This window comes from Limnohabitans sp. (assembly GCF_031538885.1).
GTDB lineage: Bacteria > Pseudomonadota > Gammaproteobacteria > Burkholderiales > Burkholderiaceae_C > Limnohabitans.
In genome coordinates, this window is the sequence record NZ_JAVKLW010000031.1 from 1 (window position 1) to 26,946 (window position 26,946).

The 26,946-nt window shown below is 57.7% G+C and carries 26 protein-coding genes and 1 riboswitch; of the genes, 12 read left to right on the forward strand and 14 right to left on the reverse strand.

All coding sequences use genetic code 11. The features are described from left to right. Nucleotides 1-225 precede the first annotated feature (225 nt). The 3 genes from RMS03_RS01945 to RMS03_RS01955 are packed head-to-tail and all read left to right on the forward strand — an operon-like array spanning nucleotide 226 to nucleotide 1,105. Nucleotides 226-489: a CidA/LrgA family protein gene (locus RMS03_RS01945; protein ID WP_310625435.1), complete on the forward strand. Its 264-nt coding sequence runs from the start codon at nucleotides 226-228 to the stop codon at nucleotides 487-489. Between the two features lie 25 nt (nucleotides 490-514). Then, the gene (locus RMS03_RS01950; RefSeq protein WP_310625436.1) at nucleotides 515-784 is read left to right on the forward strand and encodes a type II toxin-antitoxin system Phd/YefM family antitoxin; all 270 of its coding nucleotides are present in this window, start codon (nucleotides 515-517) and stop codon (nucleotides 782-784) included. A 6-nt stretch (nucleotides 785-790) separates the two neighbouring features. Next, on the forward strand, nucleotides 791-1,105 hold the full coding sequence (locus RMS03_RS01955) for a CcdB family protein (RefSeq protein WP_310625437.1): 315 nt from the start codon (nucleotides 791-793) through the stop codon (nucleotides 1,103-1,105). Between the two features lie 4 nt (nucleotides 1,106-1,109). Here the strand turns inward: RMS03_RS01955 and modC are convergent, their stop codons facing one another. The 7 genes from modC to RMS03_RS01990 all read right to left on the reverse strand — a co-directional run bounded on the left by modC (nucleotide 1,110) and on the right by RMS03_RS01990 (nucleotide 8,939). After that, entirely contained in the window at nucleotides 1,110-2,210 is a 1,101-nt protein-coding gene (gene modC, locus RMS03_RS01960) for a molybdenum ABC transporter ATP-binding protein (protein ID WP_310625438.1), read from the reverse strand. Continuing rightward, nucleotides 2,207-2,911 carry a molybdate ABC transporter permease subunit gene (gene modB, locus RMS03_RS01965; protein ID WP_310625439.1) on the reverse strand — a complete coding sequence of 235 codons (705 nt, stop codon included), beginning with the start codon at nucleotides 2,909-2,911 and terminating at the stop codon, nucleotides 2,207-2,209. Before modB ends, modC begins: the two co-directional genes overlap by 4 nt. Nucleotides 2,912-2,920: 9 nt before the next feature. Beyond that, nucleotides 2,921-3,700, reverse strand: coding sequence for a molybdate ABC transporter substrate-binding protein (gene modA / locus RMS03_RS01970; protein ID WP_310625440.1), 780 nt, complete (start codon nucleotides 3,698-3,700; stop codon nucleotides 2,921-2,923). Between the two features lie 86 nt (nucleotides 3,701-3,786). After that, entirely contained in the window at nucleotides 3,787-5,004 is a 1,218-nt protein-coding gene (locus tag RMS03_RS01975; RefSeq protein WP_310625441.1) for a urate hydroxylase PuuD, read from the reverse strand. Nucleotides 5,005-5,242: 238 nt separating this feature from the next. Further along, entirely contained in the window at nucleotides 5,243-6,472 is a 1,230-nt protein-coding gene (locus RMS03_RS01980) for a D-amino acid dehydrogenase (RefSeq protein WP_310625442.1), read from the reverse strand. A 172-nt stretch (nucleotides 6,473-6,644) separates the two neighbouring features. Continuing rightward, nucleotides 6,645-6,745, reverse strand: a riboswitch (glycine riboswitch). Between the two features lie 30 nt (nucleotides 6,746-6,775). Then, nucleotides 6,776-7,951, reverse strand: a complete 1,176-nt coding sequence (locus RMS03_RS01985) for a M20 aminoacylase family protein (protein WP_310625443.1) — start codon at nucleotides 7,949-7,951, stop codon at nucleotides 6,776-6,778. A 1-nt stretch (nucleotide 7,952) separates the two neighbouring features. Beyond that, nucleotides 7,953-8,939 (reverse strand): tripartite tricarboxylate transporter substrate binding protein, encoded by a 987-nt coding sequence (locus tag RMS03_RS01990; RefSeq protein WP_310625444.1) that lies wholly within the window; start codon nucleotides 8,937-8,939, stop codon nucleotides 7,953-7,955. A gap of 111 nt (nucleotides 8,940-9,050) precedes the next feature. Here RMS03_RS01990 and RMS03_RS01995 point away from each other — a divergent pair, with 111 nt between their 5' ends. Beyond that, entirely contained in the window at nucleotides 9,051-9,932 is an 882-nt protein-coding gene (locus tag RMS03_RS01995; RefSeq protein ID WP_310625445.1) for a LysR family transcriptional regulator, read from the forward strand. A gap of 30 nt (nucleotides 9,933-9,962) precedes the next feature. Here RMS03_RS01995 and xdhC read toward each other — a convergent pair whose 3' ends face one another. The 4 genes from xdhC to uraH form a co-directional block, all read right to left on the reverse strand. Continuing rightward, a complete protein-coding gene (xdhC, locus tag RMS03_RS02000) occupies nucleotides 9,963-10,766 on the reverse strand; it encodes a xanthine dehydrogenase accessory protein XdhC (RefSeq protein ID WP_310625446.1) in 804 nt (267 codons plus the stop codon). A gap of 44 nt (nucleotides 10,767-10,810) precedes the next feature. Beyond that, complete coding sequence (gene xdhB / locus RMS03_RS02005) at nucleotides 10,811-13,198, reverse strand: xanthine dehydrogenase molybdopterin binding subunit (protein ID WP_310625447.1); 2,388 nt, start codon at nucleotides 13,196-13,198, stop codon at nucleotides 10,811-10,813. Continuing rightward, nucleotides 13,198-14,673 carry a xanthine dehydrogenase small subunit gene (xdhA, locus tag RMS03_RS02010; protein ID WP_310625448.1) on the reverse strand — a complete coding sequence of 492 codons (1,476 nt, stop codon included), beginning with the start codon at nucleotides 14,671-14,673 and terminating at the stop codon, nucleotides 13,198-13,200. The genes xdhB and xdhA overlap by 1 nt, the downstream gene beginning before the upstream one ends. A gap of 91 nt (nucleotides 14,674-14,764) precedes the next feature. Then, nucleotides 14,765-15,118: a hydroxyisourate hydrolase gene (uraH, locus tag RMS03_RS02015; protein WP_310625449.1), complete on the reverse strand. Its 354-nt coding sequence runs from the start codon at nucleotides 15,116-15,118 to the stop codon at nucleotides 14,765-14,767. Nucleotides 15,119-15,222: 104 nt separating this feature from the next. Between uraH and RMS03_RS02020 the strand changes: the two genes are divergently transcribed. Genes RMS03_RS02020 through RMS03_RS02035 form a run of 4 tightly spaced genes read left to right on the forward strand, consistent with a single transcriptional unit; the run spans nucleotide 15,223 to nucleotide 19,994 of the window. Beyond that, nucleotides 15,223-15,891, forward strand: a complete 669-nt coding sequence (locus RMS03_RS02020; RefSeq protein ID WP_310625450.1) for a GntR family transcriptional regulator — start codon at nucleotides 15,223-15,225, stop codon at nucleotides 15,889-15,891. Between the two features lie 11 nt (nucleotides 15,892-15,902). Further along, nucleotides 15,903-16,895 (forward strand): allantoinase PuuE, encoded by a 993-nt coding sequence (gene puuE / locus RMS03_RS02025; RefSeq protein ID WP_310625451.1) that lies wholly within the window; start codon nucleotides 15,903-15,905, stop codon nucleotides 16,893-16,895. Continuing rightward, nucleotides 16,892-18,721, forward strand: a complete 1,830-nt coding sequence (uraD, locus tag RMS03_RS02030; RefSeq protein WP_310625452.1) for a 2-oxo-4-hydroxy-4-carboxy-5-ureidoimidazoline decarboxylase — start codon at nucleotides 16,892-16,894, stop codon at nucleotides 18,719-18,721. The genes puuE and uraD overlap by 4 nt, the downstream gene beginning before the upstream one ends. Nucleotides 18,722-18,743: 22 nt before the next feature. Continuing rightward, entirely contained in the window at nucleotides 18,744-19,994 is a 1,251-nt protein-coding gene (locus RMS03_RS02035; protein WP_310625453.1) for a M20/M25/M40 family metallo-hydrolase, read from the forward strand. Between the two features lie 39 nt (nucleotides 19,995-20,033). Here the strand turns inward: RMS03_RS02035 and RMS03_RS02040 are convergent, their stop codons facing one another. After that, complete coding sequence (locus RMS03_RS02040; protein WP_310625454.1) at nucleotides 20,034-20,192, reverse strand: hypothetical protein; 159 nt, start codon at nucleotides 20,190-20,192, stop codon at nucleotides 20,034-20,036. Then, nucleotides 20,182-21,753: a hypothetical protein gene (locus RMS03_RS02045; RefSeq protein ID WP_310625455.1), complete on the reverse strand. Its 1,572-nt coding sequence runs from the start codon at nucleotides 21,751-21,753 to the stop codon at nucleotides 20,182-20,184. Before RMS03_RS02045 ends, RMS03_RS02040 begins: the two co-directional genes overlap by 11 nt. A 565-nt stretch (nucleotides 21,754-22,318) precedes the next feature. Here RMS03_RS02045 and miaB point away from each other — a divergent pair. Then, complete coding sequence (gene miaB / locus RMS03_RS02050; protein ID WP_310625456.1) at nucleotides 22,319-23,662, forward strand: tRNA (N6-isopentenyl adenosine(37)-C2)-methylthiotransferase MiaB; 1,344 nt, start codon at nucleotides 22,319-22,321, stop codon at nucleotides 23,660-23,662. Nucleotides 23,663-23,748: 86 nt separating this feature from the next. Here the strand turns inward: miaB and ffh are convergent, their stop codons facing one another. Continuing rightward, the gene (ffh, locus tag RMS03_RS02055) at nucleotides 23,749-25,131 is read right to left on the reverse strand and encodes a signal recognition particle protein (protein WP_310625457.1); all 1,383 of its coding nucleotides are present in this window, start codon (nucleotides 25,129-25,131) and stop codon (nucleotides 23,749-23,751) included. Nucleotides 25,132-25,187: 56 nt separating this feature from the next. Between ffh and RMS03_RS02060 the strand changes: the two genes are divergently transcribed. The 3 genes from RMS03_RS02060 to ampD are packed head-to-tail and all read left to right on the forward strand — an operon-like array spanning nucleotide 25,188 to nucleotide 26,783. Beyond that, nucleotides 25,188-26,000 carry a cytochrome c biogenesis protein CcsA gene (locus RMS03_RS02060; RefSeq protein ID WP_310625458.1) on the forward strand — a complete coding sequence of 271 codons (813 nt, stop codon included), beginning with the start codon at nucleotides 25,188-25,190 and terminating at the stop codon, nucleotides 25,998-26,000. Further along, nucleotides 25,997-26,209 carry a PP0621 family protein gene (locus RMS03_RS02065; RefSeq protein WP_310625459.1) on the forward strand — a complete coding sequence of 71 codons (213 nt, stop codon included), beginning with the start codon at nucleotides 25,997-25,999 and terminating at the stop codon, nucleotides 26,207-26,209. Before RMS03_RS02060 ends, RMS03_RS02065 begins: the two co-directional genes overlap by 4 nt. Beyond that, nucleotides 26,199-26,783: a 1,6-anhydro-N-acetylmuramyl-L-alanine amidase AmpD gene (ampD, locus tag RMS03_RS02070; protein ID WP_310625460.1), complete on the forward strand. Its 585-nt coding sequence runs from the start codon at nucleotides 26,199-26,201 to the stop codon at nucleotides 26,781-26,783. Before RMS03_RS02065 ends, ampD begins: the two co-directional genes overlap by 11 nt. The last annotated feature ends 163 nt before the right edge of the window (nucleotides 26,784-26,946 follow it).

The window sequence follows — 26,946 nt, forward strand, 5'->3', positions numbered from 1 at the left end:
GATTTGGTATCGTTCTTCTCGGCTGAGGTGCTTGTACATTGGGCAACTTCGACTTGGCTGTTAAAGCGGCCATGATGCTCTCGCATCCTCAGCCACCTATAACCAGTTCATCTTTGTTGCACTTCGTCCTTGAATCCGCCATTTAAGAGGTGATGAATGAATGCGAAAAATCAAGTGAAAAATTTATTGAATACGGGTGTCGCAACTGTTCTCTAAACTCACACCATGATCCAAGGCCTTGTCCAACTCTTCATCTTCCAAACCCTCGGCGAACTGGTGTCTAAGTTCGCCCTGCCCTTTATCCCCGGCCCTGTGTTGGGCTTGGTGTTGTTGTTGGCGTATCTCAGCGTGCGCGGCCACGTGCCTGCGTCGATTGATTGGGTGGGCGGCAGCGTTCTGCAGCACTTGGGTTTGTTGTTCATTCCCCATTCCCGCGTCGGTAGGCGTGGTGGTTTTGAGGCTTGTAGCCAAACGCAACCCTTTAGCTAAAATGACTAAACACTAGGAGCACGCCATGCAAATCACAGCCACCGAGGCCAAGAACCGTTTTGGCAGCATTTGCGCCCTCGCCAAGCGCGAGCCCGTGTTTGTAGAAAAAGCGGGGCAAATTGATACTGTCATCATGTCGGCTGACCAATACCGGGCCTTGCAAGCCAACCAAAACAACGTCAGCTTGGCCTCTCGCAAAAAGAAGTTTGAAGCCGAGTTTGGCAAGTGGATTGCTGCGCAAAACACGTGGGTAGAAAAGCAAGGCGTCCCTGGCTCGGACTTGCGCCCTTGGTAAACCGCCGTGGCTCAGTTTGACGTTTACGCCAACCCCAGCGAGAGCGCTGCACATGGCATTCCCTATGTCGTGGTGGTGCAAAGCGATTTGCTAGAGGCACTGGCCACCCGCATGGTGATGCCACTCGCCACCATGAAGTTTGCAGGCAAGTCCCCCGACAAACTCTGCCCTCTCGTCATCGTGAACGGCCAGCGCCTTCGCGCATTAGCCCACTACACAGCGCCTCTGCCCACACGCAGCTTGCGCCAAATCGTGGGCAATGTGGCGGTACATGCCAGCGAATTAATTGCGGCGATGGACGTCATCGTCGCTGGCATTTAACGCTTCACTTCACGAGCGCCACCGACTTCACCTGCGCCCACACCTGCATGCCCACATGCAACCCCAGCTCATGCACGCCACGCGCCGTGACGCGCGCTAGCAGCACGGTGTCGCCACAGCGCAAGCGCAGCAGCATTTGTGCTGGGTGCACCTCAGGCGTGATGGCGTCCACCACGCAGGGCACGTGGTTTTGAATGCTGGTGTGTGTGGCTTCGTGCAAAGTCACGCTCACGTCGCGGGCCAGCACGCGCAAGCGCACGGTTTGGCCCACGGCCAAGCCACTGCCGTGCACCCACAGCGCACCACCGGCAAAGCCGACTTGGGCCAAATGCCATTGGGTGTCGATGTTGAGCACGATGCCTGTGAGCAATGCCCCTGCACCCTCCCCCAGCACGACAGGCAGGTTGGCTTGGGTCAGCACGTCGGCCACGGGGCCGTTGGCTTGCACGCGGCCTTCGTTCATCACCACCAGCGTGTCAGCCAAGCGGGCCACTTCGTCCACCGCGTGGGTGACGTAGAGCATGGGGATGTTCAGGTCATCGCGCAATTTTTCTAACCACGGCAACACGTCTTGCCGGCGGGCGTGGTCGAGTGCGGCCAAGGGTTCGTCGAGCAACAGCAAGCGCGGCTGCGTGACCAAAGCACGGGCAATGGCCACGCGTTGACGCTCCCCCCCCGACAGATCGTGGCTGCGGCGCTTGAGCAAGTGGCCAATCCCCAGCAGCTCTGTGGCTTGTTGTTGCACCGCTCTGCTCATGGCGTTGCGACTGTTTTTCTCAGCACGTTGGTGGCCATAGGCCAAGTTGCCCGTCACATCCAAATGATCAAACAACGAGGCTTCTTGAAACACATAGCCCAAGGCGCGTTGGTGCGTGGGCAGACGCACGCCGCTTCCACCATTTTTTGCATCGTTTTGCCACACCTCATGGCCCAGTTGCACCACGCCACGCGCTGAGGGTTCTAGCCCGGCCACGCAACGCAGCAAGGTGGTTTTGCCGCAGCCCGAAGGGCCGTAGACCACGGTGATGCCATGCGCGGGCAACTGCACATCGACCGACAGATCAAAGTCGGCGCGTGAGAGGCCAAGCTGCAAGTGGATGCTCATGCGCCCGCCTTTTGACGCCGAATGGAGTGACGGTTAGGGCGGCGGTTAAACCACGACAAACCCAGCAACACCACAAACGAGAACACCAACATCACACCCGCCAAGCCGTGGGCTTGTGAATATGCCATCGCCTCGACATGACCATAAATTTGGGTAGACACGACGCGCGTTGTGTCGGGGATGTTGCCGCCAATCATCAGCACCACACCAAACTCACCCACCGTGTGCGCAAAGCTCAACATCGCGGCCATCACAAAGCCGGGCTTGGCCAAAGGTAGGGCTACGGTGAAGAACGCATCCCACTGGCTGGCTCGCAAAGTGGCGGCTACTTCCATAGGGCGCGGGCCCATGGCCTCAAATGCGTTGACGAGTGGCTGCACCGCAAACGGCAGCGAGTAAATGACCGAACCCAACACCAAGCCCCAAAAGCTAAACGCCAACGTGCCCCAGCCCGCCCATTGCGTGAACTGGCCAACCGGACCGTTGGGACCCAAGGCAATGAGCAAATAAAAACCCAGCACCGTAGGCGGCAACACCAAAGGCAGCGCGACGAGTGAGGCGACAGGCGCGCGCCAAGCCGAATGCGTGTGCGCCAGCCACCACGCCACAGGCGTGGCGAGCAACAGCAGCAGCACCGTGGTGACGCTGGCGAGTTGCAGGGTCAAGGCGATGGCTTGGAAATCTTCGGCGCTCAAGTTCATGGGCTGACTTTACTGGCTGCGGCCATCGCCTGCGGTGTAGCCGTACTGGCGAATGAGGGTTCTGGCTTTGTCGCCTTGCAGGTATTTCAGCAGCGCGTGTGCGGCAGCGTTGTCTTTGCCGTGGTTGAGCAACACAGCCTCTTGCTTCAAGGGCGTGTACAGGCTTTGCGGCACCACCCACGCCGAGCCTTGGGTGACGCAGCCCTCGAATGAGATTTGCGACATCGCCACAAAGCCCAGCTGCGCGTTTTCAGTGCTGACGAACTGGTAGGTTTGGCCAATGCTTTCGCCTTGCACGAGCTTCGGTGCCACGTTGGCTTGCACGCCCATCTTGTTGAGGACCTCCATCGCCGCCACACCATAGGGCGCGATCTTGGGGTCGGCTATCGCCATCTTGTGAATGCCGAGCTTGTCTAGGTTGGGGCTGCGCAGCACTTCACCTTTGTCATCGACCAAGCTGGGGCTTTTGCTCCACAACGCCAAACGACCCGTGGCGTAGGTGAAGCGCGTGCCTGCAATGGCAAGGCCTTCTTTTTCTAAACGTGCGGGGGTTTCATCGTCAGCGGCCAGCAACACGGCAAACGGCGCACCGTTTTTGATTTGCGCGTAGAACTTACCCGTTGCACCAAAGGCCAAATGGGCTTTGTGCCCCGTGTCTTGCTCAAATGCTTGGGCGATTTTTTGCATGGGGGCGGTGAAGTTGGCAGCGACGGCCACCATGACCTCGCCTGCTTGCGTGGTGGCCCCCATCAGCGAACCAGCCAAGACCCAGAGCAGACGTAATTTCATAAGGAGATCTCAGAGGTGAACAAAGTCGCGGCAGTATAGCCAGCGACCTCAAGACACCTCATGCGTTGCTTCAACGCAGTGGCTGCTTATTTCAGAGCTGCGCCAGCTTCGTACCAGTGCTTGATCAACGCACGCTCATCGTCGGTGATGCCTGTGGCATTGTTCATGGGCATCTGCTTGGTGACCACGGCTTGTTGGTAAATGCCCAAGGCGTGCTGCTTCACACCTTCTGGCGTGTCAAAGCGCACGTTTTTCATCTGCACTTGTTCGCCATGGCACATGTAGCAGCGCTGGGCAAGCACTTGGCTGACTTCGGCGTAGCTCACAGGTGCCGTGTTGGCAGTCGTAGCAGAAGCCACAGGAGGTGCTGGGCGTATCCACACAATCACGCTGAGCAATATCACCACGCCAGCAATGGCAAACGGCAGCGGATTCTTGGCGCGGCCTAAGTGGTAGCCGTGGCGTTGCACGAAGAACTGGCGAATCAAGGCGCCAGCCAACATCATCATCACCAAAATGACCCAGTGGTTTTCGTGGGTGTAGAGGAAGCTGTAGTGGTTGCTCAGCATCGCAAAGATGACGGGCAATGTGAAGTAGGTGTTGTGCAAGCTGCGCTGCTTGCCGCGCTTGCCGTGGGTGGCCAGCTCTTTGGGGTCCATTGCCATGCCCGAAGTCATGGCATCCACGACCTTGCGCTGGCCTGGGATGATCCAGAAGAACACGTTGGCACTCATCGACGTGGCAATCATCGCGCCCACCAACAAAAAGGCGGCACGACCAGCAAACAACTGGCACGACAACCACGAGGCAAACGCCACCACCACGATCATCACCGCTGCCACCGTACGTTCGCCGTTTTCACGAAAGCCAAACACGCGACACACGGTGTCGTAAATCAACCAGAACGCCACCAAGAGGCTGAGTGCTGCGGTGATGGCTGCTGCGGGTGACCAGTCCATCAGTGACTTGTCGATCAAAAACGTGCCCGCATTCCACAGGTAGAGCACAGTGAACAAACCAAACCCGGTGAGCCAGGTGGAATAGCTTTCCCAGTAGAACCAGTGCAGCTTGGTGTGAATCTTCTTCGGCGCCACCATGTACTTTTGCGGGTTGTAAAAACCACCGCCGTGGACGGCCCACATCGCGCCGTCCACGCCTTTTTCGAGCAGGTCAGGCGAGTTGGGTTTGATGAGGTTGTTGTCTAAGAAGACAAAGTAGAACGAGGATCCAATCCACGCGATGGCGGTGATGACGTGTACCCAGCGCAACAGCAAGTTGGCCCAGTCTAAGAAATAGGTGTCCATGTCGAGACCTCAGTGACTTGATACAAAGTTGCCGTTCACCACTGCGGGCGCTGTGAACGGCATGAGGGTCGCGAACAAGGGCTGAAGCTGCCCTGCTCCGCTGCGACAGGTGGCACGAAGTGTATACAAGGTTTGTCGCTGTGAGTGCGTAGCAAGTCGCGGACAAACCCTGAAAGACCCACGCCGTGGCGTGGTCTGACCCAAGCAGACATCAAACGGTTTGCAAGCTGGGGCGTACCTAGGCACGACATGGGGACTCGGCCACCACATGACCCAGCATGTCTGCGGTGATGGCCGCGAGCGTCCAGCCCAAATGACCGTGGCCCGTGTTGTAGAACACGTTGGCTGCCTTGCCGCGGCCTACGCGGGGCATCATGTTGGGCATCATGGGTCGCAGGCCTGCCCATGGCACCACCGAACGGGTGTTGATGCGTGGGAAGCATTGCTCCACCCAGGCCACCAGAGGACGGATGCGGTCCGCGCGAATATCGCGATCAACACCGTTGAACTCCGCAGTGCCCGCAACGCGGAAACGATGGAGGCCCAAACGGCTGGTGACCAGCTTGGTTTCGTCGTCGAGCAGGCTCACATGGGGGGCACCCATTTGGCTTTCTTCATCGTTCAAGTTGACGGTGATGGAATAACCTTTGACGGGGTAGATGTTCACGCGGTCGCCCAGCTGAGCGGCAAAGTCGCGGCTCGCCACACCAGCGCAAACCACCATGCCGTCGAAGGTATGCACGCTGGGTGCGCCCTCCGCTTCTGCCACGGTGACCACAGCTTGCGCGCCGTTGCTCTGGACAGATTGCACGTCTTGACCATACAAAGTGCGCACGCCCAAACGTGCGGCGGCAGCGGCTAAACCATGAGTGAACTTGTGGATGTCGCCCGTCGAGTCGCTCTCGGTGAAGTAGCCGCCGTAATAGGTGCCGGCCAAAGTGGGCTCAATCGCCTTCATCTCCGCAGGTGTCACCGCATGGCGTGGCAAGCCGCTTTTGGCGAGCAGTTCAGACACTTTGCCAGCGTGGTCAAAGCCCTTTTTGTCGCGGTAGATGTGCAATATGCCTTCTTTCTTCAGGTCGAAGTCAATGCCCTCTTCCTGGGCCCAGGCAAACAAATGCTCACGGGCGGCAACGGCCATGCGCGCCGTCTCGACGGTGTTGCGCTCGTAATTGGGCATGGCGGCGATGAACTCGGCAAACCAAGACAGTTTGTGCCAAGTCGGTGCGGGGTTGACCAACAGCGGTGCATCGCTTTTGAGCATCCACTTCAAACCCTTGAGGATGGTGGACCAGTGCGTCCACACCTCGGCGTTGGAGGCCGAGAGCTGGCCCCCATTAGCGAACGAGGTTTCCATCGCGGCATAGCGATGACGTTCGAACAAGGTCACGGCAAAGCCGCGCTTGGCCAAGGCGTAGGCGGTGGTCACACCAGTGATGCCACCACCAATGACTGCGATTGTTTTCATGGGAAATGAGCCTTCAAAAACGTCGAGGGGTTGAACGCCAAGCACACAAGCCGCATGCCTAGAGCGCCCCCTCTGTGTTTGAACCTGAGAGATTCACGGTGTTGCTGACGCAAACCGCTTGCTCCTTCGGTGCACTGGCGGACGAATGCGCCAGCAGCTCTTCAGAGATAAATGCGCGTAACCGGTCCTTTTGCCTGAGAGTTTCCGGGGCGGTTGCTCCTTCGGCGCTGCCCAGCACACGTTGGCGTTGGCAGTCTCTCCCGATCACACGTCGACACGAGGTCGATTGAATTTCAAATCATTCTAACGAACGAAAAACTGCCCTACCAGCGCAACCCAATAGGCCGCACCCGTTGCGATGTTGTCGTCATTGAAGTCATAACCTGGGTTGTGCACCATGCATGCGCCCGCAGAGTCGCCGTCACCATTGCCAATCAGCAAGTAACTGCCGGGAATTTTTTCCAGCATGAAAGCAAAGTCTTCGCTGCCTGTGAGTGCAGGGCCGTGCAAGGTGACGCGCTCTGGCCCCACCACATCGAGTGCGACTTGACGTGCAAAGTCGGTCTCAGCCACCGAGTTCACCAGCACGCAATACCCAGGCCGCCAATCAATCTCAGCGGTCACGCCAAAACTCTCGGCTTGTGCAGCCACCAAAGCTTTGATGCGTTGCTCTAACAAGCGACGCACCTCAGGGTCGAGCGAGCGCACGCTGAGCTCCAACGTCGCCAATGCCGGAATGACGTTGTTGGCTTGCCCCGCATGCAAGGCGCCCACGGTAACCACGGCGGTGTGCAGCGGATCGACGTTGCGTGACACCACGGTTTGCAAAGCCATCACGATAGAAGCCGCAGCCACCAAGGGGTCAGCCGCGCGGTGCGGCATGGCGCCATGCCCGCCCGTGCCGTGAACGCGCAGGGTGACGTAATCGCTTGAAGCCATCGCCGCGCCGTCGCGAAACACAAAGTGGCCCACAGGCGTGCCCGGCATGTTGTGCATGGCAAACACGGCATCACACGGGTGGTGTTCAAACAAGCCATCGGCCATCATGCGCACCGCACCACCACCGCCTTCTTCGGCGGGTTGAAAAATCAAATTCAAGGTGCCGTCAAACATCAGGTCCTGGGCGATTGTTTTGGCAGCCGCCAACAGCATGGCGGTGTGACCATCGTGACCACAGGCGTGCATGAGGCCCCGCTTGACGCTGGACCATTCAGCGCCTGTGGCTTCTTGAATGGGCAAGGCATCCATGTCCGCACGCAGGCCCAAGCAGCATGAGCTGCTGCCCCGCTTCAAGGTGCCCACCACGCCGGTGCCGCCCAAACCGCGATGCACGGTGTAGCCCCAGCTCTCTAACTTGGCGGCCACCAACTCAGAGGTGCGATGTTCTTCAAACGCTAACTCAGGGTGACGGTGAATGTCGCGGCGCAGCTGAATGAACTCGCCCACATGGTCGGTGAGCGCATCACGCAAGTAGGTCATGTCACTGAGGCTGCAAGTTGATCGACTTGGCAATGGTACGGAATTGCGTCGTGCCATCCACATACGCTTTGCCCACCTCTTGCAAAGACAGCGGCTTGGCCACCAGTTGGCTGTTGGCCTCTAGGCCGCTGCGCACCACTGGGTCGGTCAATGCATCGGTGATGGCTTTGTGGATGGTTTGAACCGTGGCCTCTGGAGTATCTTTCTTGACGAAGTAGCCCGTCCAAATGTTGAAAGTGAAGTTTTTCAACGCCTTGCTTTCGCTGATGGCGGGGTAGTCTTTCACCGAATCCAAGCGATCGCGGTTGAGCATGGCCAACACTTTGAGCTTGCCTTGCTTTTGCAGCTCTTCATACGACTTACCAAACGGCGCCAAGAAAATATCCACCTGACCCCCTAGCAAATCTTGATTGGCTGGTGCGGCACCTTTGTAGGGCACATGCGTCATGGGAATGTCGGTCACTTTGGACAAGTGCTCGCCTAACAGGTGGTAGAACGAACCTGGCCCCACGCTGGCGTAGGTGATGGGGCGTCCGGCTTTGGCTTCTTTGCGGGCGTAGTCTAAAAACTCATCCACATTGTTCACGGGCAAATCTTTACGTGCCAAAAACCCGATTTGCGCGGTAGCAATCATCTGCACCAAACGAAAGTCTTCACTTTTGAATTTGACAGCCGAGATGGCCAAAGGCGCCAAAATCAGCTCGTTGGGCGAGCCCTGAAAAATGATCTGGCCATCAGCGGGGGCGTTGAGTGTTTTTTGCGCAGCAATGGAGCCGCTCGCACCGCCTAGGTTTTCGATGATGACGGGTTGTCCAAAGTTTTTCGACAAGGTGTTGTTCACGGTGCGGGCAATCACGTCTGACAAACCGCCAGCGGGATACGGCACCATCAACGTGACGGGTTTGCTAGGGTAGGCATCAGCGCACACGGCACCGGCCAAGAACAAACCGCTCAGTAAAGCGGTCCAGCGATTGAATGGGTTTGACATGTCTCGACTCCAAAGTGGTTGTTATGGCTGCATCGTAAAAAACCGTTTTTATAATGTCCAATGCATTCGAATAAAAATTAACATAACTTTAATGCATAGATTGGAACACCCATGACTTTGGTTCAACTCAGGCATTTGATCGAATTGGCCAGCCATGGCTCGTTCAGCCAATCGGCCAGCAAGCTGCATCTCACGCAACCTGCGTTGAGTCGCAGCATCAAAGCACTAGAAGATGAATTGGGACAACCCTTGTTCGATCGTGTGGGTCGCAAAAACGAACTCACCAACTTTGGCGCACACATCGTGCAGCGCGCCCGCGTCTTGGTGGATGAGGCTAACGAGTTGCGCCGAACCAGCCAGCAATTGCAAAAAGGTGAGGTGGGGCAATTTCGCGTGGGCATGGGCTCTGGCCCCGGTGCCATGTTGATGACGCCCTTGCTCCTGCTAATGGCCACCGAACATCCGCAAGCGCACATTGATATTTCGCGTGGCAGCACCACGCTGTTGGTGCAAGCCCTGCGCGACCGCTTGCTGGACGCCTTGATTTTGGACATCCGATCCCTGCAACCTTCTGCCGACTTGAAAGTCGAAGCGTTGCAAGAAATGGCCGGCGCCTTCATGTGTCGGCCCGGTCATCCCTTGGCCAAAAAGCGTAGCGTGCCATTTGCCATGTTGCGCGAGTACCCCATGGCCTCCACACCGTTGAGCGATGAAGTGGCGCGCATTTTGATGGAACGCTTTGGGCCTAGCGCCCATCCCGATCAGTTGGTCAATTTGCGCTGTGAAGAAATTTCCAGCCTGTTGGATGTGGCACGCACCAGCGATGCGGTGGTGCTGGCCATTCGCGCCTCAGCGCCTGATTTGGTGGAGCTGCCAGTCTCACCTGCCTTGGACGCCAAGGCACGATTTGGCTTGGTCACCATTGCCTCGCGCACCGAACCGCCGCTGTTGGGCAAGGTGCGTGGGTTGATGCGGGAGGTGATGAGGGACTGAAATTGGTTTTATGCCAAGGCGGCATCGCGCTCAAACGCGCAACTGCAACAACTGCGCCGCCACCGACACCGCAATTACTTCTGGTGCTTTGCCCGAGATGCCACTCACACCAATGGGGCATGTGATGAAGGCCAACTCATCAGCAGTGAAGCCCTTGGCCTCAAGGCGGTGCTGAAACGTGGCCCATTTGGTTTTGCTGCCAATCAAGCCCACAAATTTCAAATCACCCTGCAAGCGTTGGCGCTTGAGACATGCAGCCACCACGTCCAAATCTTCGGCATGGCTGAAGCTCATGATGAGGACGCTCGCACCGCTGGGCAAATCAGCCACCGCCGCGTAGACAGGATCAGAGTATTCACACACCACATTGGGTGGCAGATGCGCGGGAAAAATTTCGTCGCGACTGTCGACCCACTGCACGTTGTAGGGCAAGGTGCTGAGCACATTCACCAAAGCGCGGCCCACATGGCCGCCACCAAATAAAACCAGCGGTTGACCACTGGCTAACAAGCGTTGTTTGAGTGCGGGCGTGTCAGCAGCGCTGATGCGCTCGAACTTCAAATGCACCACGCCTCCGCAGCACTGGCCTAGCGCGGGGCCTAGGGCATAGCGCGTGGTGAGGGTGTGGTCTTCACCCACCAACAAAGCGCGCGCTTGCGTGATCGCCTGAAACTCCAAGTGGCCACCACCGATGGTGTTGACCAAGGTGTGCGCAAACACCGCCATCCACGCGCCCACCTCGCGTGGGCCAGAGCCTTGCACGCTGTCGACCGACACCAACACACCTTCGGCATGTTGGAGTTGGTTCAGCAGCTCAGCAGTGTGGCGTGGCACGCGGGCTTAAGCGATGAAAACAATACAGCGAAACGAAACAGCGCTTAAGCTGCTGCCGCTTGCGCTTTCACTGCTTCACACGCCATCAAGATGGCCTCTGGCGTGGCCGGTGCATCCAAGTGCACCACGGCTTTGTGGTTGGCACTGGCCGCCACGGCATCGCGCAAGGCGAAGAAGGCAGACAGGCCCAGCATCAACGGTGGTTCACCCGTGGCCTTGCTGTTGAAAGGCGTGGGCTTGTTGTTTTGGTTGTCAAACAAAGACACCTTGAAGTGTTCAGGGATGTCGCCCGCCACGGGGATTTTGTAGGTGCTAGGGCCGTGCGTGAGCAGCTTGCCCCGTCCTTTGCCATTCGCGTCACCGCGAAGGTCCCAAATACACTCTTCCATGGTGAGCCAGCCCATGCCTTGCACGTAGGCGCCTTCAATCTGGCCTTTGTCCAATGCGGGGTTGATGCTGCGGCCCACGTCGTGCACGATGTCCACCGCTTTGAGCCACCACTCGCCGGTGCGGGTGTCGATCTCCACTTCACTCACCGCAGCGCCGTAGCAGTAGTAATAGAAGGCACGGCCGTTCAGGGTGGTGAAGTCGTATTTAATTTCGGGCGTCATGTAAAAGCCGGTGACCGACAGGCCCACGCGGTCGAGCCACGCTTGCTGGGTCACCTTGGCCCATGGCATGGATTTACCGCCACCATGCACTTCGTTGTTCGCAAACGTCACATCGCCTTCAGCGCAACCCAACATGCGGGCCGCTACGGGCTTCAAGCGCTCACGCATTTGCATGGTGGCGTTCATGATGGCCGCGCCGTTGATGTCGGCACCGCTGGATGCGGACGTGGCCGACGCATTGGGCACTTTTTGCGAGTCGGTGGCGGTGATGCGCACATGGTCCACGCTTAGCCCCAAACCATCAGCACAGACCTGCGCCATCTTGGTGTTCAGGCCTTGGCCCATTTCGGTGCCGCCGTGGTTGCAGCTGACCGAGCCGTCCATGTACACCACCAGCAGCGCGCCGCCTTGGTTCAGGTGCGTGGCGGTGAAGCTGATGCCGAACTTCAAAGGCACGAGCGCGATGCCGCGCTTGCGGGTCTTGCTCTTGGCGTTGAAGGCTTGCACCGCTGCGCGGCGCTCGGCGTATTTCGACTCACGCTCCACTTGGTCAATCACCTTGTCACCCACCCAGTCTTCGATGAGCTGGTTGTATTGGGTGGTCATGGTGTCGGGCGTGCCGCTGATGGCCGGGTCTTTGTAGAGGTTGAGCTTGCGCACTTCCAAGGGGTCTTTGCCCAAAGTCATCGCAATTTCGTCCATCACCGTTTCGATGCCGAACATGCCTTGTGGGCCGCCGAAGCCACGGAACGCGGTGGCGCTTTGGGTGTTGGTTTTGCAGCGGTGACTCACCAGCTTCAAAGCAGGCAAGTGGTAGGTGTTGTCGATGTGCAAGCACGCGCGGTCGTTCACGGGGCCAGAGTAATCGGTGCTGTAACCGCAGCGCGACATGAGCGTGATGTCAGCGCCCAAGACGCGGCCGTTGTCGTCAAAGCCCACTTCGTAATCGATGCGGAAGTCGTGACGCTTGCCGGTGATGGTCATGTCGTCGTCGCGGTTCACACGCAGCTTGACGGGTTTTTGCAGCTTGAACGCAGCCAAGGCAGCGCTTTGGCTGAAGATGCTGGCATTGCCCTCTTTGCCACCAAAGCCGCCACCCATGCGGCGGCAAATCACCTCCACATCGTTGGTGTGCAGGTTGAGGGCGTGGGCCGCTTCGCGCTGGTTGCCATCGGGATGCTGGGTCGATACATACAGCGTCAGCTGGCCGTCTTCCTTGGGAACCGCGTAGGTGATTTGGCCTTCCAGATAAAACTGCTCTTGCTGGCCGGTGCGGGTCGTGCCCTTGATCTTGTGCGGGGCGCTGGCAATGGCCGCCGCAGCGTCGCCACGCGTGATGCCTTTGGCCGGCATGATGAAGCTGTTGGCCACCATCGCCTCTTCCACCGTCAGGATAGGCTGGAGTTCTTTCACCAAGACCTTGGCTTTGTGGGCGGCTTCGCGGGCATAGAGCATGTCACGCGCCACGACCACGGCCACGGCTTGACCGACAAACTCAACCTTGCCAGCGGCGAGGAACGGGTCGTCATGCACGATGGGGCCGCAGTTGTTTTCACCAGGAATGTCTTTGGCGGTGTAGACCGCCACCACGCCGTGCTCTTGGAGGATGGCTGCACGGTCAATGCCGTCACCGATCAACTCGCCATGCGCCACAGGCGACAAGATGAGTGCGGCATACAAGGTGCCAGCGTGCTCAGGGATGTCGTCGATGTAGGTGGCAGTGCCCGTCACATGCAAATGTGCCGACTCGTGAACGATGTTCGTGCCTTGCTGAACGCCCGATGTGGGCAACAAGTTTTTGTGTGCAGCAGGGGCGTTCATCACATCACCTCCGAAGTGTGTTCTTCAATGAATTCGAGCGCTAGGTTACGCGCCACCAAAGCGCGATAGCTCCAAGTCGCACGCAAACCGTCGCGGGCGGTGAAGCTGCTGGCAATGGCTGCGTCTAAGTCGGCGGCCTTCACATCAGCGGGTGACTTGCCTTCCAGCACAGCTTCGAGTTTGGGAGCCCGCGCAGGGAAGGGGCTCAGGCCGTTGTAGGCCAACTTCACGCCGCTCAACTTGCCATCTTTCAGCGTGTAGCTGATGGCCGCACACGTGGCCGAAATGTCTTGCTCAAAACGCTTGCTCACCTTGTGAGCGCGGAACACTTGGGCCCCCACGGGCTTGGGCAACTCCACCGCTTCGATGAACTCACCCGCTTCGAGCACGTTTTTCTTCATGCCGGTGTAGAAGTTGTCCAGCAACACGTGGCGGGTCTTCTCACCACGGCGCAATACCAAGGTGGCACCGAGTGCCAGCAAGCAAGGCATGGAGTCGCCAATGGGTGAGCCGTTGGCGATGTTGCCCGCCAGTGTGGCAGTGGAGCGGATGGGGGACGAGCCAAAGCGGCGCAGCACTTCGGCAAAGTCGGGGTAGGCCTTGGCGATCAGCGACTCCACTTGCGTCAATGACACCGCAGCGCCAATGCGCCAAGCCTTGTCGGTTTCGGTCACTTGCCGCAGTTCTTTGACGTTGCCCAAGTACATGATGTGGTCGGGGCGCGCGAACTGCTTGTTTACTTGCAAACCGATTTCGGTGCTGCCTGCCAGCAGTGTGGCGGTGGGGTGCTTGACCAAATAGTCAGACACCTCAGCCAAGGTGGCGGGAGAGACAAACTCGTTGCCCTTTTTGGTACGCACCACCGGCTGCACGATGATGTCGCCGTCCAAACTCATGGTCGGTGTGCTGGCACGCTTGATTTCTTGGAGCAGCGGCAAGTCGGCGCTGTCGTCCACCTTCAAAGCGGCTTTCTTCTGGCAAGCCTTGGCAGCGGCGTCGATGATGGGCGCATAGCCGGTGCAACGGCACAAGTTGCCGCTCAGGGCGTCGGTGATTTCTTGGCGCACGGGCGAGGTGTTGGTTTGCACCAAGTTCACCAAGCTCATCACAATGCCAGGCGTGCAAAAGCCGCACTGCGAGCCGTGGCACTTGACCATCTCGTCTTGCACGGGGTGCAAGGCGCCGTCGGCCTTTTTCAAGCTCTCTACCGTCTTGATGGATTTGCCATCGAGCGAAGGCAACAACTGAATACACGCATTGGTGGCCACATAGTCCACGCCTGTGCCTGTGGCATTGAGTTCACCCACCATCACCACACATGCGCCACAGTCACCTTCGGCGCAGCCCTCTTTGGTGCCAGTGCGGTGGAGCTGCTCGCGCAGGTAATCAAGAACAGTGGTGGTGCGACGGGCGCCTTGGGCTTCAACGATTTGGCCGTCGAGCACAAAACGCACGGTGTTGGTGACTTGGGTCATGGTGGGGTGTGGCAATCTGGGGGAAGAGCCTAGATTTTAGTGACCTACACCCCAAATCCGCGAGAAGTATGCTGTTTGGTGCACAAAAATATCAAGACCCGCGATAGGTAGAGTAACTCCAAGGGCTCACCAACAAAGGCACGTGGTAGTGCTGGTCGGTGTGGGCCACGCCAAAGTCCAAGCTGACTTGGTTTAGAAAATTGGGCTCTGGCAACTGCACGTTCTTTGAAGCGAAGTAGCCCTTCACATCAAACACCAAACGGTAAGTGCCTTTTTTCAAGTTGTCGTTGTCATACAGCAAGCCATCGGGGTTGCGGCCATCGGGGTTCAGTGTGAACGATTTGACCAAGGTGGCTTGAGCGTTGTCTGTGGTGAACAACGACACCTTCATGCCTGCGGCAGGGCCGCCATGCATGGTGTCTAAAACGTGTGTGCTTAATCCCATGAAATGCTCCGAAATGGTTAGCGACCGAGTTGGTCGACTGAAAGTGTATACAATTTTTCTTTTGGGTCTATCATGGCCCCCAGCAAATTTTCCGAAGTACCGACATGGATAACTCAACCGCCACGCTCAGCATTGTGGATGCGCTCACTAAAGCCATCGTCGAACACCGCCTCCACCCCGGCACCAAACTGGCCGAGCAAAAACTGGCTGACCACTTTGGCGTGTCGCGCACCCTCATCCGTCAGGCCTTGTTCCAGTTGGTGCAAAAGCGCCTCATCCGTATGGAGCCCGCACGCGGGGCATTTGTCGCCACCCCTTCGTCAGACGAAGCCCGTCAAGTGTTTGCCGTGCGCCGCATGATCGAGGTCGAGATGACGCGCAGCTTTGTCCGCGGCGCCACGCCAGCACAAATCAAAGCCCTCAAAGAACACGTGGCCGAAGAGAAAGCAGCCGTCAGCCGCGGTGACGTGCCCGGTCGCACCGACTTGCTGGGCGACTTTCATGTGCGCATCGCCGAGCTGATGGGCAACGATGTGTTGGCGCAAATCTTGAGCGAGCTGATTTCACGCTGCGCGCTCATCACCTTGCTGTACCAAAGCACCAACGCAGCCGAACACTCGGTGGAAGAACACGCCGAAATTTTGAAAGCCATCAGCGCCAAAGACGAAAAGCTGGCCGTGCGTTTGATGGACGAACACCTGCGTCACGTGGAAGAGAGCCTCACCCTCGACCGCAAAGTGCCCAGCAGCGACATAGCCATGGCTTTAGTCTAAGGAGTTTTCGCATGCCTAAGCCCAACGCCACCTACGACAGCACCGCCGCCTACCCCCGCGACTTGGTGGGCTACGGCCGCCAAGTGCCACACGCGCAATGGCCCAACCAAGCCTGCATTGCGGTGCAATTTGTGCTGAACTACGAAGAAGGCGGCGAAAACGCCACGCTGCACGGCGACGCTGGCAGCGAGATGTTTTTGAGCGAGATGTTCAACCCACCCAGCTTTGCCGACCGCCACCTGAGCATGGAAGGCATTTACGAATACGGCTCACGCGTAGGCGTGTGGCGCATCTTGCGCGAGTTTGAAAAACGCGGCCTGCCCCTGACCGTGTTTGGCGTGAGCATGGCGCTGGAGCGCCACCCCGAACTCACCGCTGCGTTTGTTGAACTCGGCCACGAAATTGCGTGCCACGGCTACCGCTGGATCAACTACCAAACCATCGACGAAGCCACCGAACGCGCGCACATGCACAAGGGCATCGACATCATCGAACGCCTCACCAACACCACACACGGCAACAGCATTCACGGTGCAGGCTGGTACACCGGCCGCGACAGCCCCAACACACGCCGCCTAGTGGCCGACCACGGCGGCTTTACATACGACAGTGACTACTACGGCGAAGACCTGCCCTTTTGGATGAAGGTCCAAAAAACCAATGGTGAGGTGGTGCCCCAACTCGTCGTGCCCTACACACTCGACTGCAACGACATGCGCTTTGCCCTGCCCCAAGGCTTTAGTCAAGCCGACGACTTCTTTGTGTATTTGCGTGACAGCTTTGATACGCTCTACGCCGAAGGCGACCCCAACGGAGACAACGCTCCCAAGATGATGAGCATCGGCATGCACTGCCGCTTGCTGGGCAAGCCCGGCCGCATCGTGGCACTGCAAAAGTTCTTAGACCATATCGCCCAACACGACCACGTGTGGGTGGCCCGCCGCATCGACATTGCGCGCCACTGGAAACAAGTGCATCCCTACGCTGAATCAGGCACACCATGACCCAACACATCACACTAAACCAAATCAACACCTTGCCGCATGCGCAAGCGACGGCCCTGCTGACAGGCTTGTACGAGCACTCCGACTGGGTTGCAGCGCAAGCCTTGGACGAACGCCCTTTTGCATCCGCTGCCGCGTTGAAGCACGCCATGGTGCAAGCGTTTGACCATGCAGGCCGCGAAGCCCAACTGGCCTTGGTGCGCGCCCACCCTGAGCTGGCAGGCAAAGCCATGGTGAGCCAAAGCCTCACCGCTGAATCGACCAATGAACAAACCAAAGCTGGCCTGACCAATTGCACGCCTGAAGAATTTGCACACATCCAGCAGCTCAACGCGAGCTACAACGCCAAGTTTGGGTTCCCCTTCATCTTGGCCGTGCGTGGGCCGCGTGGCTCGGGTTTGAACAAGCAACACATCATCAGCACCTTTGAGCGTCGCCTGCACAACCACCCCGACTACGAGCTGGCCGAGTGTTTGCGCAACATCCACCGCATCGTGGAGATTCGTTTGAACGACAAGCTGGGCTATCAACCCGAGTTAGGCCACGAGGTGTGGGACTGGCACGAATGGCTGGCCCAATTCAGTGATGTGGGGGTGGTCAACCCCAAAGCACCCCACGCGGCACGCGAAGAACTCACGGTGACGTACCTCACCGACGCACACCTGAAATGCGCCCACACGATTGAGCTGGGCATGAAGGCCTGCGGCTTTGACGAGGTGCGCATCGACGCCGTGGGCAACGTGGTGGGCGTCTACAAAGCCAACACACCCCATGCCAAAACCTTGATGACCGGCTCGCACTACGACACCGTGCGCAACGGCGGCAAATACGACGGCCGCTTGGGCATCTTTGTGCCCATGGCCTGCGTGCGCGAGTTGGCCCGTGCGGGCCAACGCCTGCCCTTCAACCTCGAAGTGGTGGCCTTTGCCGAAGAAGAAGGCCAACGCTACAAAGCCACCTTTTTGGGCTCTGGCGCTTTGGTGGGTGACTTCAAAACCGAATGGTTGGACCAGCAAGATGCCGAGGGCATCACGATGCGCCAAGCCATGAAGGACGCAAGCTTGAACCTCCGTGACATCCCCAAGCTCACCCGCAATGCGGCTGAGTATTTGGGTTTTGTGGAAGTCCACATCGAGCAAGGCCCCGTGTTGAATGAGCTGGACATTCCGCTGGGCGTGGTCACCTCCATCAACGGCAGCGTGCGCTTTGTGGGTGAAGTGCTGGGCATGTCCAGCCACGCAGGCACCACGCCCATGGATCGCCGCCGCGATGCCGCCACCGCCGTGGCCGAACTAGCCTTGTTTGTGGAAAAACGTGCGGCTGAACTGAACGCCGTGTCTGCCGACAAGGCGGGGAAGCCAGCATCGGCATGCGTCGGCACCGTGGGCATGTTGACCGTGCCCAATGGGTCTATCAACGTGGTGCCGGGCCGCTGCCAATTCAGCCTCGACTTGCGTGCCACCACTGACGCGCTGCGCGACAGCCTGATGCACGACGTGGTGAACGAACTCCAAGCTATTTGCGAACACCGCGGCTTGCACTACACCCTTGAAGAAACCATGCGGGCCAACGCCGCACCGAGTGACGCCAAGCTGCAAGCCCTGTGGGAGCAAGCAGTGAAGTCCCTTGGCGTGCCCGTGCTCCACCTGCCCAGCGGTGCAGGCCATGACGCGATGAAGCTACACGAGGTGATGCCACAAGCCATGCTGTTTGTGCGCGGTCAAAACGCGGGCATCAGCCACAACCCGCTTGAATCCACCACGAGTGACGACATGCAACTGGCCATCGATGCCTTCATGCACTTGCTGCACAACATGCACGCTTGACAAAAACAACCCGAGACACGCCATGAGCCAAACCCGATACGCCCAACTCGACGCATGGATTGACGCGCACTTTGACGAGCAAGTGACGTTCTTGCAAGAACTCGTACGCGTGCCCACCGACACGCCGCCCGGCAACAACGCCCCCCACGCCGAGCGCACCGCCGAGTTGCTGCACGCCTTTGGCTACGCGGCTGAAAAATATGCTGTGCCGAGTGATGAAGTCAAAGCCTATGGCTTGGAGAGCATCACCAACCTCATCGTGCGCCGCAAGTTTGCCGATGGCGGCAAAACCATTGCCCTCAATGCCCACGGTGACGTGGTGCCCCCCGGCGACGGCTGGACCCACAAGCCCTATGGTGGCGAAATTGACAACGGCGCCATGTATGGCCGCGCCACGGCGGTGAGCAAGAGCGACTTCTCCACCTTCACCTTTGCCACGCGTGCGCTCGAATCATTGGGCTTACCTTTGAAGGGCGGCGTCGAACTGCACTTCACTTACGACGAAGAATTTGGCGGCGAAAAAGGCCCAGGCTGGTTGCTCTCACAAGGCCTGACACGACCCGACTTGATGATTGCCGCCGGCTTTAGCTACCAAGTGGTCACCGCGCACAACGGTTGCCTGCAAATGGAAGTCACCGTACACGGTGAAATGGCACACGCCGCCATTCCCGACAGCGGCACCGATGCGCTGCAAGGCACGGTCCACATCTTGAACGCGCTGCATGCGCTCAATGCCGATTACTTAAACACCACCTCCAAGGTCGAAGGCATCACCCACCCCTACCTCAACGTGGGCCAAATTAGCGGCGGCACCAACACCAACGTGGTGCCAGGCAAGGTGGTATTCAAACTCGACCGCCGCATGATTCCCGAAGAAAACCCCGTGGACGTGGAAGCCTCCATTCGCCAAACCATTGAAGACACTGCCGCCTCGTTCAACCCACCCCGTGGTGGCAAGCAGCTCAAGGTAGGCATCAAACGCCTCTTGCTCGCCAAGTCCATGGTGCCGCTGGCAGGCAACAAACCTTTGGTCGACGCCATTCAAAAACACGGCGGCGAATTATTTGGCAAACCCATCCCAGCCGTGGGCACACCGCTCTACACCGATGTGCGCTTGTATGTGGAGCGCGGCATTCCCGGTGTGATTTATGGCGCAGGCCCACGCACCGTGCGCGAGAGCAACGCCAAGCGCAACGACGAACACGTGATGCTGGAAGATGTGCGACGCGCGACCAAGGTGGTAGCGCGGACCTTGCTGGATTTATTGGGCTAAGGAAGGTCTGCATGACGCATGAATTTGCAGCGTGATTTGCTACGGTGTCATCATCGGCGCTTCTGCGTCAACTTGCGCCGTCAAGGTGGTCACTTGGGCCAAAGCCTCGGACGTCAAGCCCAACGCATCATGCGCGAGATCAGGCACCGAAATTTTGGGCGAAAAACCAGGCTGATAAGGCTCGTTCCTAGCGTGCATGTCGGGACTTCATGAATTCGGTTTTGATCGACTTGTTGCTACGCAACCAACCTTTGGCCAGTAACGGGCTGGACTGCATAAAAGCATCGGCTTGAGTTTTGGTTTCAAAAGGCCCAGCCATCAAAATGAAATAACGCTTACCCGTGTCTTTGTGGTGCGCACGCGTGATGCGCGCCTTGGCATAAACCATGTTGCTGCGTTGGAAGCTACGCATCTCATCTTGCGTGTCCATGGCGGCGAGCTGCACCACATAGCCATTCGCGGGCAATTGGTTCACCCACACCTCGTCTGAGTTGGCTTCTGGTTTGCTCTCAGCCTTGGCTTGGGCTTTGTCAGCAAGACGGTCTTTATCCGAGGTCTTCCTCACCTGAGCCTCAGCAGGTGCGATGGGCACAACGTCTGAAGCCACCCAGGCAACCGCACTCGCCGTGGAGGCTACTTCTTGCGCTTGGCTGGCAACAAACACCGCTTCACTAGCCATCGATGCAGCCAAAGCTTGGGCACTCGCAGCAGCAGCCGCGCTAGCGGCCTCATCTGGTGCGAGCACAGCGGGTGTGCCTCGCAGCATATATTTTTTCAAAGACTCCGCTTCTTCAAGCACCAAATCTTTGTACATCAAACCAAACGCAGCCATTGACATGAGCAAAATCAACAACACCCAACTGGCCGCGCGTGAAGGGCGTGCAGGGGGGCGCCTGAACAGATCCGCATCGGTAGCAGCTGGCGCAGCCGCCAAAGGCATAGGTGCATTGAGCGTTGGTTCGCGAGAGGTATCGGACACCACCGAAGGCCAAGGCGCAAGCGCTTCTGCTTGGGGCGGCGAGAAGGACGCAGCTGAAGGCACAACAACCGTCAAGGTAGGCGGCGCAAATGCAGGTAACGGGGCATCCACTGGAGGCTCTGGCCTTTTACCAAAGGAGGGCACACGCCAAGCAGTTTTGGTGGGCAAATTCAACAGCTTCGATACCGAACTCACTTCCTCAGTCAGTGTCGGAGGCTGCGGCAAGAACGCAGGCTCCGCCAAAACCGGCTCAGGCGTGGGGCTGGTCGCTACCCCGTCGGTCAGCTTCATGGTGGGCTCACCCGCTTCGGTTTCAATTTCCCACTTCAGCAAGTTTTTGCCAAACGCTTCGAGCTTGCTTTGGTAATTCCCCGCCCGGTTGATAAGCAAGATCACGCTGATGTTGCCCGCTGGAAAGCCATTCGCCAATCGAGCCAAGAGTTGCAACTCAAAGTCTTGCACCAAGACGAGGTCACGGAGCACCAAAAACCGACGTGGTGCGTGTTTTTTATCTTTCTCCAGCGCTTGGTCCAGCGTGATTTCAGACAATATCGCATTGAACTTTTGAACCAAGCGTTCCGAGTTGGTGGAGCTACACCACTCAATGTGGCTTTCGCCCTTGGCCCGCAAACGCTCTTCAAACAAATTGCCGTAGCAGTCGAGCACCCGCTCATGGTCGCTCAACACGGCGAGATTGGCACTACCTTCACCTTCGGTCAACAGCTTCAAAAGTATTTCAAATCGCAACCGGTCCCCGGCGCTTTGGTAAATGTCAGTCATGCAGGCTCAAACTTGGTTCTTAAGAGTTCGTCAAAGCGCCATTCACGTTGAACTTCATGGCGTCGAAAATAGAGGGCGAGGGCTTGACCACTTCTTGACCGCAACCATAAGACTGGTTCAGACTGAACACATAAGCAATGACCTGCGCAACAGCGTGGTACAGCGTCTGTGGAATCGTATGATTAATGGGTTCATAAAGTATAGAGCGCAAGCGAAACTCTTCACACCAAGATGAGAGCCTCTTGCAAAAATCCTGCGTGCAGGGGCTTTATTTGTAATGAGTCTGTTTTAAGAAGCGGCATCGCCCCCATTTTGGTAGCGAAGAAACAAAGCGGGGTAATCGCGCTGTCGAGATGAAATCTACCACAGACCATACAGGCGGATGCGCTCCATCGCCCGCCAACGCAGGTGAACAAATCGACACTCAACTCATTGACTTCGGCGGGGAGTTTTGCAAGAGGTTCCGATAATGAAAATATGCCGTCACTACAATGGCCCACTTCTTCAACAGCCTCTGGGTCAACACCATGAACCGCTGCATTTATCCCCTTGGGGAGGCTCAGCCATGAGCCGCAAAGTCTTTATCAAAACCTTCGGCTGCCAAATGAACGAGTACGACTCGGACAAGATGGTGGATGTCCTAGGCGAAGCCCAAGGTTACGAAAAAACCAACGACGTCGAGCAAGCCGATCTGATCGTCTTCAACACCTGCTCGGTGCGCGAGAAGGCGCAAGAAAAAGTGTTCTCTGACCTCGGCCGCATCCAACACCTGAAAGCCAAAGGCGTCAAGATTGCGGTGGGCGGCTGCGTGGCCAGCCAAGAAGGCGAGGCCATCATTGCGCGTGCGCCCTATGTGGATGTGGTGTTTGGCCCGCAAACCCTGCACCGCTTGCCCGAGTTGTTGAATCAACGCGAAGCGTTGGCAAAGCCACAAGTCGACATCAGCTTCCCCGAGATCGAGAAGTTTGACCATCTCCCCCCCGCCCGCGTGGAAGGCGGCAGTGCCTATGTGAGCATCATGGAAGGGTGTAGCAAATATTGCAGCTATTGCGTGGTGCCCTACACCCGTGGCGAAGAGGTGAGCCGCCCGTTTGACGACGTGCTGGTCGAAGTCGCAGGCTTGGCTGCACAAGGCGTGAAAGAAGTCACGCTCCTGGGCCAAAACGTCAACGCCTACCGTGGCGTGATGGGTGGCACGACAGAGATTGCCGACTTTGCGCTGCTCATCGAATACGTGGCCGAAATCCCCGGCATTGAGCGCATCCGCTACACCACCAGCCACCCCAACGAGTTCACCCAACGCCTGATTGATGTGTATGCCAAGGTGCCGCAACTGGTGAGCCATTTGCATTTGCCCGTGCAGCACGGCAGCGACCGCATCTTGATGGCCATGAAGCGCGGCTACACCGCCATGGAATACAAAAGCACCGTGAAAAAGCTGCGCGCCATTCGCCCCGACATGGCCATGAGCTCAGACTTCATCGTGGGTTTTCCCGGCGAGACCGAAGAAGACCACCAAAAACTCATCAAGCTCATGCACGATGTGTACTTTGACAACTCGTTCAGCTTCATCTTCAGTCCCCGCCCGGGCACGCCTGCGGCGAACTTGCACGACGACACGCCACACGCTGTGAAACTGCGCCGCTTGCAAGAGGTGCAAAAAATCATCGAAGACAATATGCGCAACATCAACGTGCAACGTGTGGGCACGGTGCAACGTGTGCTAGTGGATGGCTATGCCAAGAAAGACGCCACCGAGCTGCGCGCCCGCACCGAGTGCAACCGCATCGTCAACTTCAAGGGCGGCCCGCACCCCGAGCGCTTGATGAACCAACTGATTGACGTGAAGATCACCGAAGCCAATCCGCATTCGCTGCGGGGTGAGGTGCGGGTGAACGCTTTGGCTTAAGCGACGTCAAGCGGCTTGGCATTCATCATGAAGAAATCCCTGAGGCTGCAAAACATCAGGGATTTTTTCTTTGGCTAACAGTGGGTTCAACGCATACCAGGAAAGCCGCCGCCCATACCGCTCAAGCCTTTCATACCGCCGAGCTTTTTCATCATCTTCATCATGCCGCCGCCGCTCATCTTTTTCATCATGCTCTGCATTTGCTCAAACTCTTTGAGCAAGCGGTTCACGTCTTGCACCTGAACGCCCGCACCCGCCGCGATGCGGCGCTTGCGCGTGGCTTTGATGAGATCGGGCTTGCGCCGCTCCAGTGGCGTCATGCTATGGATGATGCCTTGTTTGCGCGCAATGTCTTTCTCGGCTTTGTCCATGTCCACTTGGCCCGCTTTGGCGGCCATTTGTGTAGGCAATTTGTCCATGATGTTGGACAAGCCGCCCATGGAACGCATTTGTTGAATTTGAGCAAGGAAGTCGTTGAGATCAAACGCATCGCCGCGTTTGACTTTGTCGGCCAGCTTTTGCGCCGCCGCCATGTCCACGCCTGCTGTGACTTGTTCGACCAAGGCCAAGATATCGCCCATGCCCAACACGCGTCCCGCATGGCGGTGGGCATCGAACAGCTCCAAGCCATCGAGCTTTTCACTGGTACCCGCAAACTTGATGGGCGCGCCTGTGATTTGGCGCACCGACAAAGCCGCGCCACCGCGTGAATCACCATCGAGCTTGGTCAACACAATGCCGGTCAACGGCAAAGCGTCACTGAACGCTTTGGCGGTGTTGATGGCGTCTTGACCTTGCATGGCATCGACCACAAACAAGGTCTCCACCGGATTCAACACGCTGTGCAGTTGCTTGATTTCAGCCATCAAGGCTTCGTCAATGGCGAGGCGACCGGCGGTATCCACCAACAGCACATCGAAGTAGTGTTTACGCGCGTAGTCCAACGCCGCACGGGCAATGTCGGCGGGCTTTTGGTCGGACGAGCTGGGGAACCATTCGGCCCCCGCTTGCGCGGTGACGGTTTTGAGCTGCTCAATTGCGGCGGGGCGGTACACGTCGCCCGAGACTGTCAGCACTTTTTTCTTGCGCTGATGGATGAGCCAACGCGCCAGCTTGGCGGTGGTGGTGGTTTTACCAGCCCCTTGCAGACCGGCCATCAAAATGACGGCGGGCGGTTGGGCAGCAAGGTTCAAGTCGCTCACGCCCTCGCCCATGGTGGCAGCCAACTCTTGGTTGACGATGGCCACCAAGGCTTGGCCTGGCTGCAAAGAGCCAATCACTTCTTGGCCCAAGGCTTTTTCTTTGATACGGGCGATGAAGTCGCGCACGACAGGCAAGGCCACGTCAGCCTCGAGCAAGGCCATGCGTACCTCACGCAACATCTCGGCGACGTTGCTTTCGGTGATGCGGGCCTGTCCGCTGATGTGCTTGACGAGGCGCGAGAGTTTGTCGGTCAGGGCTGAGGCCATATGAACCTTTTGAAGGCTTGGTATTTGCGTGTGTAGCGAAACGCTAAACTGTTGCCATGATTTTAGCCAGCGACCTCCCACTCACCTTGTGGCTCGCGCTGCCCACGGCAGCTGCTTACGCATTGACGGCACTCATCGGTCCACGTTTGGCGCCCGAGATGGGGCATCGCCTCTTGAGTGTGCCTTGGGCACTGCACGGCCTCGGCTTGGTTTTTGCCTTGTTTGCACCTCATGAAGGCGGTTTGCGTTTTGGTTTTGCACCTGCGCTGTCGGTCACAGCATGGCTGATGCTGACTTTTTATGTGCTGGAGCAACACTGGTTCCCTCAATTGCGCACACGCTGGACGCTGTCCATGGTGGGAGCTGCTGTGGTGTTGCTGGCAGCGGCGTTTCCAGGGTCGGTTCTGCACACACAAGCGTCGCCTTTGTTGCCGCTGCATTTGGCTTTGGGTGTGGCCTCCTACGGCTTGTTTGCCGCCGCTGTGGTGCATGTATGGCTGATGACCCGCGCTGAGAAGAACATGCGCCTAGGCGCTGACAACCATGTGGGTTTGCCTTTGTTGACGTTAGAGCGCTTAACTTTTCGATTCGTGACCGCTGGCTTTGTGTTGTTGACCGCGACCTTGGCTGCTGGTTGGCTGTTTGGTGACAGCCTGTACGGTGCACAGGGGGCTTGGCGCTGGGATCACAAAACGGTGTTTTCTCTCCTGTCGTGGCTCACATTTGCTGTGCTGCTGGTAGGGCGCAGCCGCTTTGGTTGGCGTGGCCGCAAGGCGGTGCGGGTGCTCTATATTGGCACGGGCTTGTTGTTGTTGGGCTATGCAGGATCACGCTTTGTACTCGAAGTGGTTTTGGGGCGCGTGGCATGAAGTACTTGGTCTTACTGGTGATCGTCTTTGCTGGCATTTGGTGGATTCGCCAACAACGCCGTCCCGACACACCACAGCAAAAGACATCCGGGCCACAGATCATGGTGGCATGCGCCCATTGCGGCACACACATCCCTGAAAACGAGGCTATTCATGGCGCACAAGGTGTGTATTGCAGCCAAGCGCACCGTGACAGCCATGAAGGCTGAACTCACGCCTTCCCTGTGGCGTGACGGTTGGTACCGCTTTGCCAAGCACACCCACTCACCTAACTTCGGCCCGCGCCCAGCGAACACATCGATTGATTTGATGGTGGTGCACTCCATCAGTCTGCCTCCAGGCCAATACGGCGGGCCTGAGATCGAAGCCTTATTCACAAACACGCTGGATTGGGACGCACACCCTTACTTTGAGCAGATTCGCGGCGCCGAGGTGTCGGCGCATTTTGTGATTCGTCGCGATGGTGCTTTGATTCAGTTCGTGAGTTGTGATGACCGTGCATGGCATGCGGGCCGCTCTAGCTACCAAGGTCGCGACAACTGCAATGATTTCTCAGTCGGTATTGAGATCGAAGGCTTAGAAGGTCAGCTTTTTGAAGACGCGCAATACGAAACCTTGAGCAGTTTGTGTGCGGCGATCGCACAGCACTACCAGGTGCATCACATCGCAGGTCACGAACATGTGTCACCTGTGCGCAAACAAGATCCTGGGGCCGGTTTTGATTGGTTGTTTTTGCAACATTCTTTGGGTTGGCCCGATCAGAGTTTTCCCTTGAAAAATTAATTTTGCGTCATCGTTTAAAAAAGGCGGATTCAAGGACGAAGTGCAACACGCTTTAACGAGGCATGGAATACCTCGTGAGGTGTCTTGAATCCTAGTCGCTTTCTGGGGCGGTGATTCAATCGATTTTCAATCATAGTCAATTCCTCATCCGTCACGGTTTCCA

What these genes read in the sequence shown, in the direction of transcription:
- RMS03_RS01945 (WP_310625435.1), top strand. Translation starts at nt 226, where the DNA reads ATGATCCAAGGCCTTGTCCAACTCTTCATCTTCCAAACCCTCGGCGAA.
- RMS03_RS01950 (WP_310625436.1), top strand. Translation starts at nt 515, where the DNA reads ATGCAAATCACAGCCACCGAGGCCAAGAACCGTTTTGGCAGCATTTGC.
- modC (WP_310625438.1), bottom strand. Translation starts at nt 2,210, where the DNA reads ATGAGCATCCACTTGCAGCTTGGCCTCTCACGCGCCGACTTTGATCTG.
- modB (WP_310625439.1), bottom strand. Translation starts at nt 2,911, where the DNA reads ATGAACTTGAGCGCCGAAGATTTCCAAGCCATCGCCTTGACCCTGCAA.
- modA (WP_310625440.1), bottom strand. Translation starts at nt 3,700, where the DNA reads ATGAAATTACGTCTGCTCTGGGTCTTGGCTGGTTCGCTGATGGGGGCC.
- RMS03_RS01975 (WP_310625441.1), bottom strand. Translation starts at nt 5,004, where the DNA reads ATGGACACCTATTTCTTAGACTGGGCCAACTTGCTGTTGCGCTGGGTA.
- RMS03_RS01980 (WP_310625442.1), bottom strand. Translation starts at nt 6,472, where the DNA reads ATGAAAACAATCGCAGTCATTGGTGGTGGCATCACTGGTGTGACCACC.
- RMS03_RS01985 (WP_310625443.1), bottom strand. Translation starts at nt 7,951, where the DNA reads ATGACCTACTTGCGTGATGCGCTCACCGACCATGTGGGCGAGTTCATT.
- RMS03_RS01990 (WP_310625444.1), bottom strand. Translation starts at nt 8,939, where the DNA reads ATGTCAAACCCATTCAATCGCTGGACCGCTTTACTGAGCGGTTTGTTC.
- RMS03_RS01995 (WP_310625445.1), top strand. Translation starts at nt 9,051, where the DNA reads ATGACTTTGGTTCAACTCAGGCATTTGATCGAATTGGCCAGCCATGGC.
- xdhB (WP_310625447.1), bottom strand. Translation starts at nt 13,198, where the DNA reads ATGAACGCCCCTGCTGCACACAAAAACTTGTTGCCCACATCGGGCGTT.
- xdhA (WP_310625448.1), bottom strand. Translation starts at nt 14,673, where the DNA reads ATGACCCAAGTCACCAACACCGTGCGTTTTGTGCTCGACGGCCAAATC.
- uraH (WP_310625449.1), bottom strand. Translation starts at nt 15,118, where the DNA reads ATGGGATTAAGCACACACGTTTTAGACACCATGCATGGCGGCCCTGCC.
- RMS03_RS02020 (WP_310625450.1), top strand. Translation starts at nt 15,223, where the DNA reads ATGGATAACTCAACCGCCACGCTCAGCATTGTGGATGCGCTCACTAAA.
- puuE (WP_310625451.1), top strand. Translation starts at nt 15,903, where the DNA reads ATGCCTAAGCCCAACGCCACCTACGACAGCACCGCCGCCTACCCCCGC.
- uraD (WP_310625452.1), top strand. Translation starts at nt 16,892, where the DNA reads ATGACCCAACACATCACACTAAACCAAATCAACACCTTGCCGCATGCG.
- RMS03_RS02035 (WP_310625453.1), top strand. Translation starts at nt 18,744, where the DNA reads ATGAGCCAAACCCGATACGCCCAACTCGACGCATGGATTGACGCGCAC.
- RMS03_RS02040 (WP_310625454.1), bottom strand. Translation starts at nt 20,192, where the DNA reads ATGCACGCTAGGAACGAGCCTTATCAGCCTGGTTTTTCGCCCAAAATT.
- RMS03_RS02045 (WP_310625455.1), bottom strand. Translation starts at nt 21,753, where the DNA reads ATGACTGACATTTACCAAAGCGCCGGGGACCGGTTGCGATTTGAAATA.
- miaB (WP_310625456.1), top strand. Translation starts at nt 22,319, where the DNA reads ATGAGCCGCAAAGTCTTTATCAAAACCTTCGGCTGCCAAATGAACGAG.
- ffh (WP_310625457.1), bottom strand. Translation starts at nt 25,131, where the DNA reads ATGGCCTCAGCCCTGACCGACAAACTCTCGCGCCTCGTCAAGCACATC.
- RMS03_RS02060 (WP_310625458.1), top strand. Translation starts at nt 25,188, where the DNA reads ATGATTTTAGCCAGCGACCTCCCACTCACCTTGTGGCTCGCGCTGCCC.
- RMS03_RS02065 (WP_310625459.1), top strand. Translation starts at nt 25,997, where the DNA reads ATGAAGTACTTGGTCTTACTGGTGATCGTCTTTGCTGGCATTTGGTGG.
- ampD (WP_310625460.1), top strand. Translation starts at nt 26,199, where the DNA reads ATGAAGGCTGAACTCACGCCTTCCCTGTGGCGTGACGGTTGGTACCGC.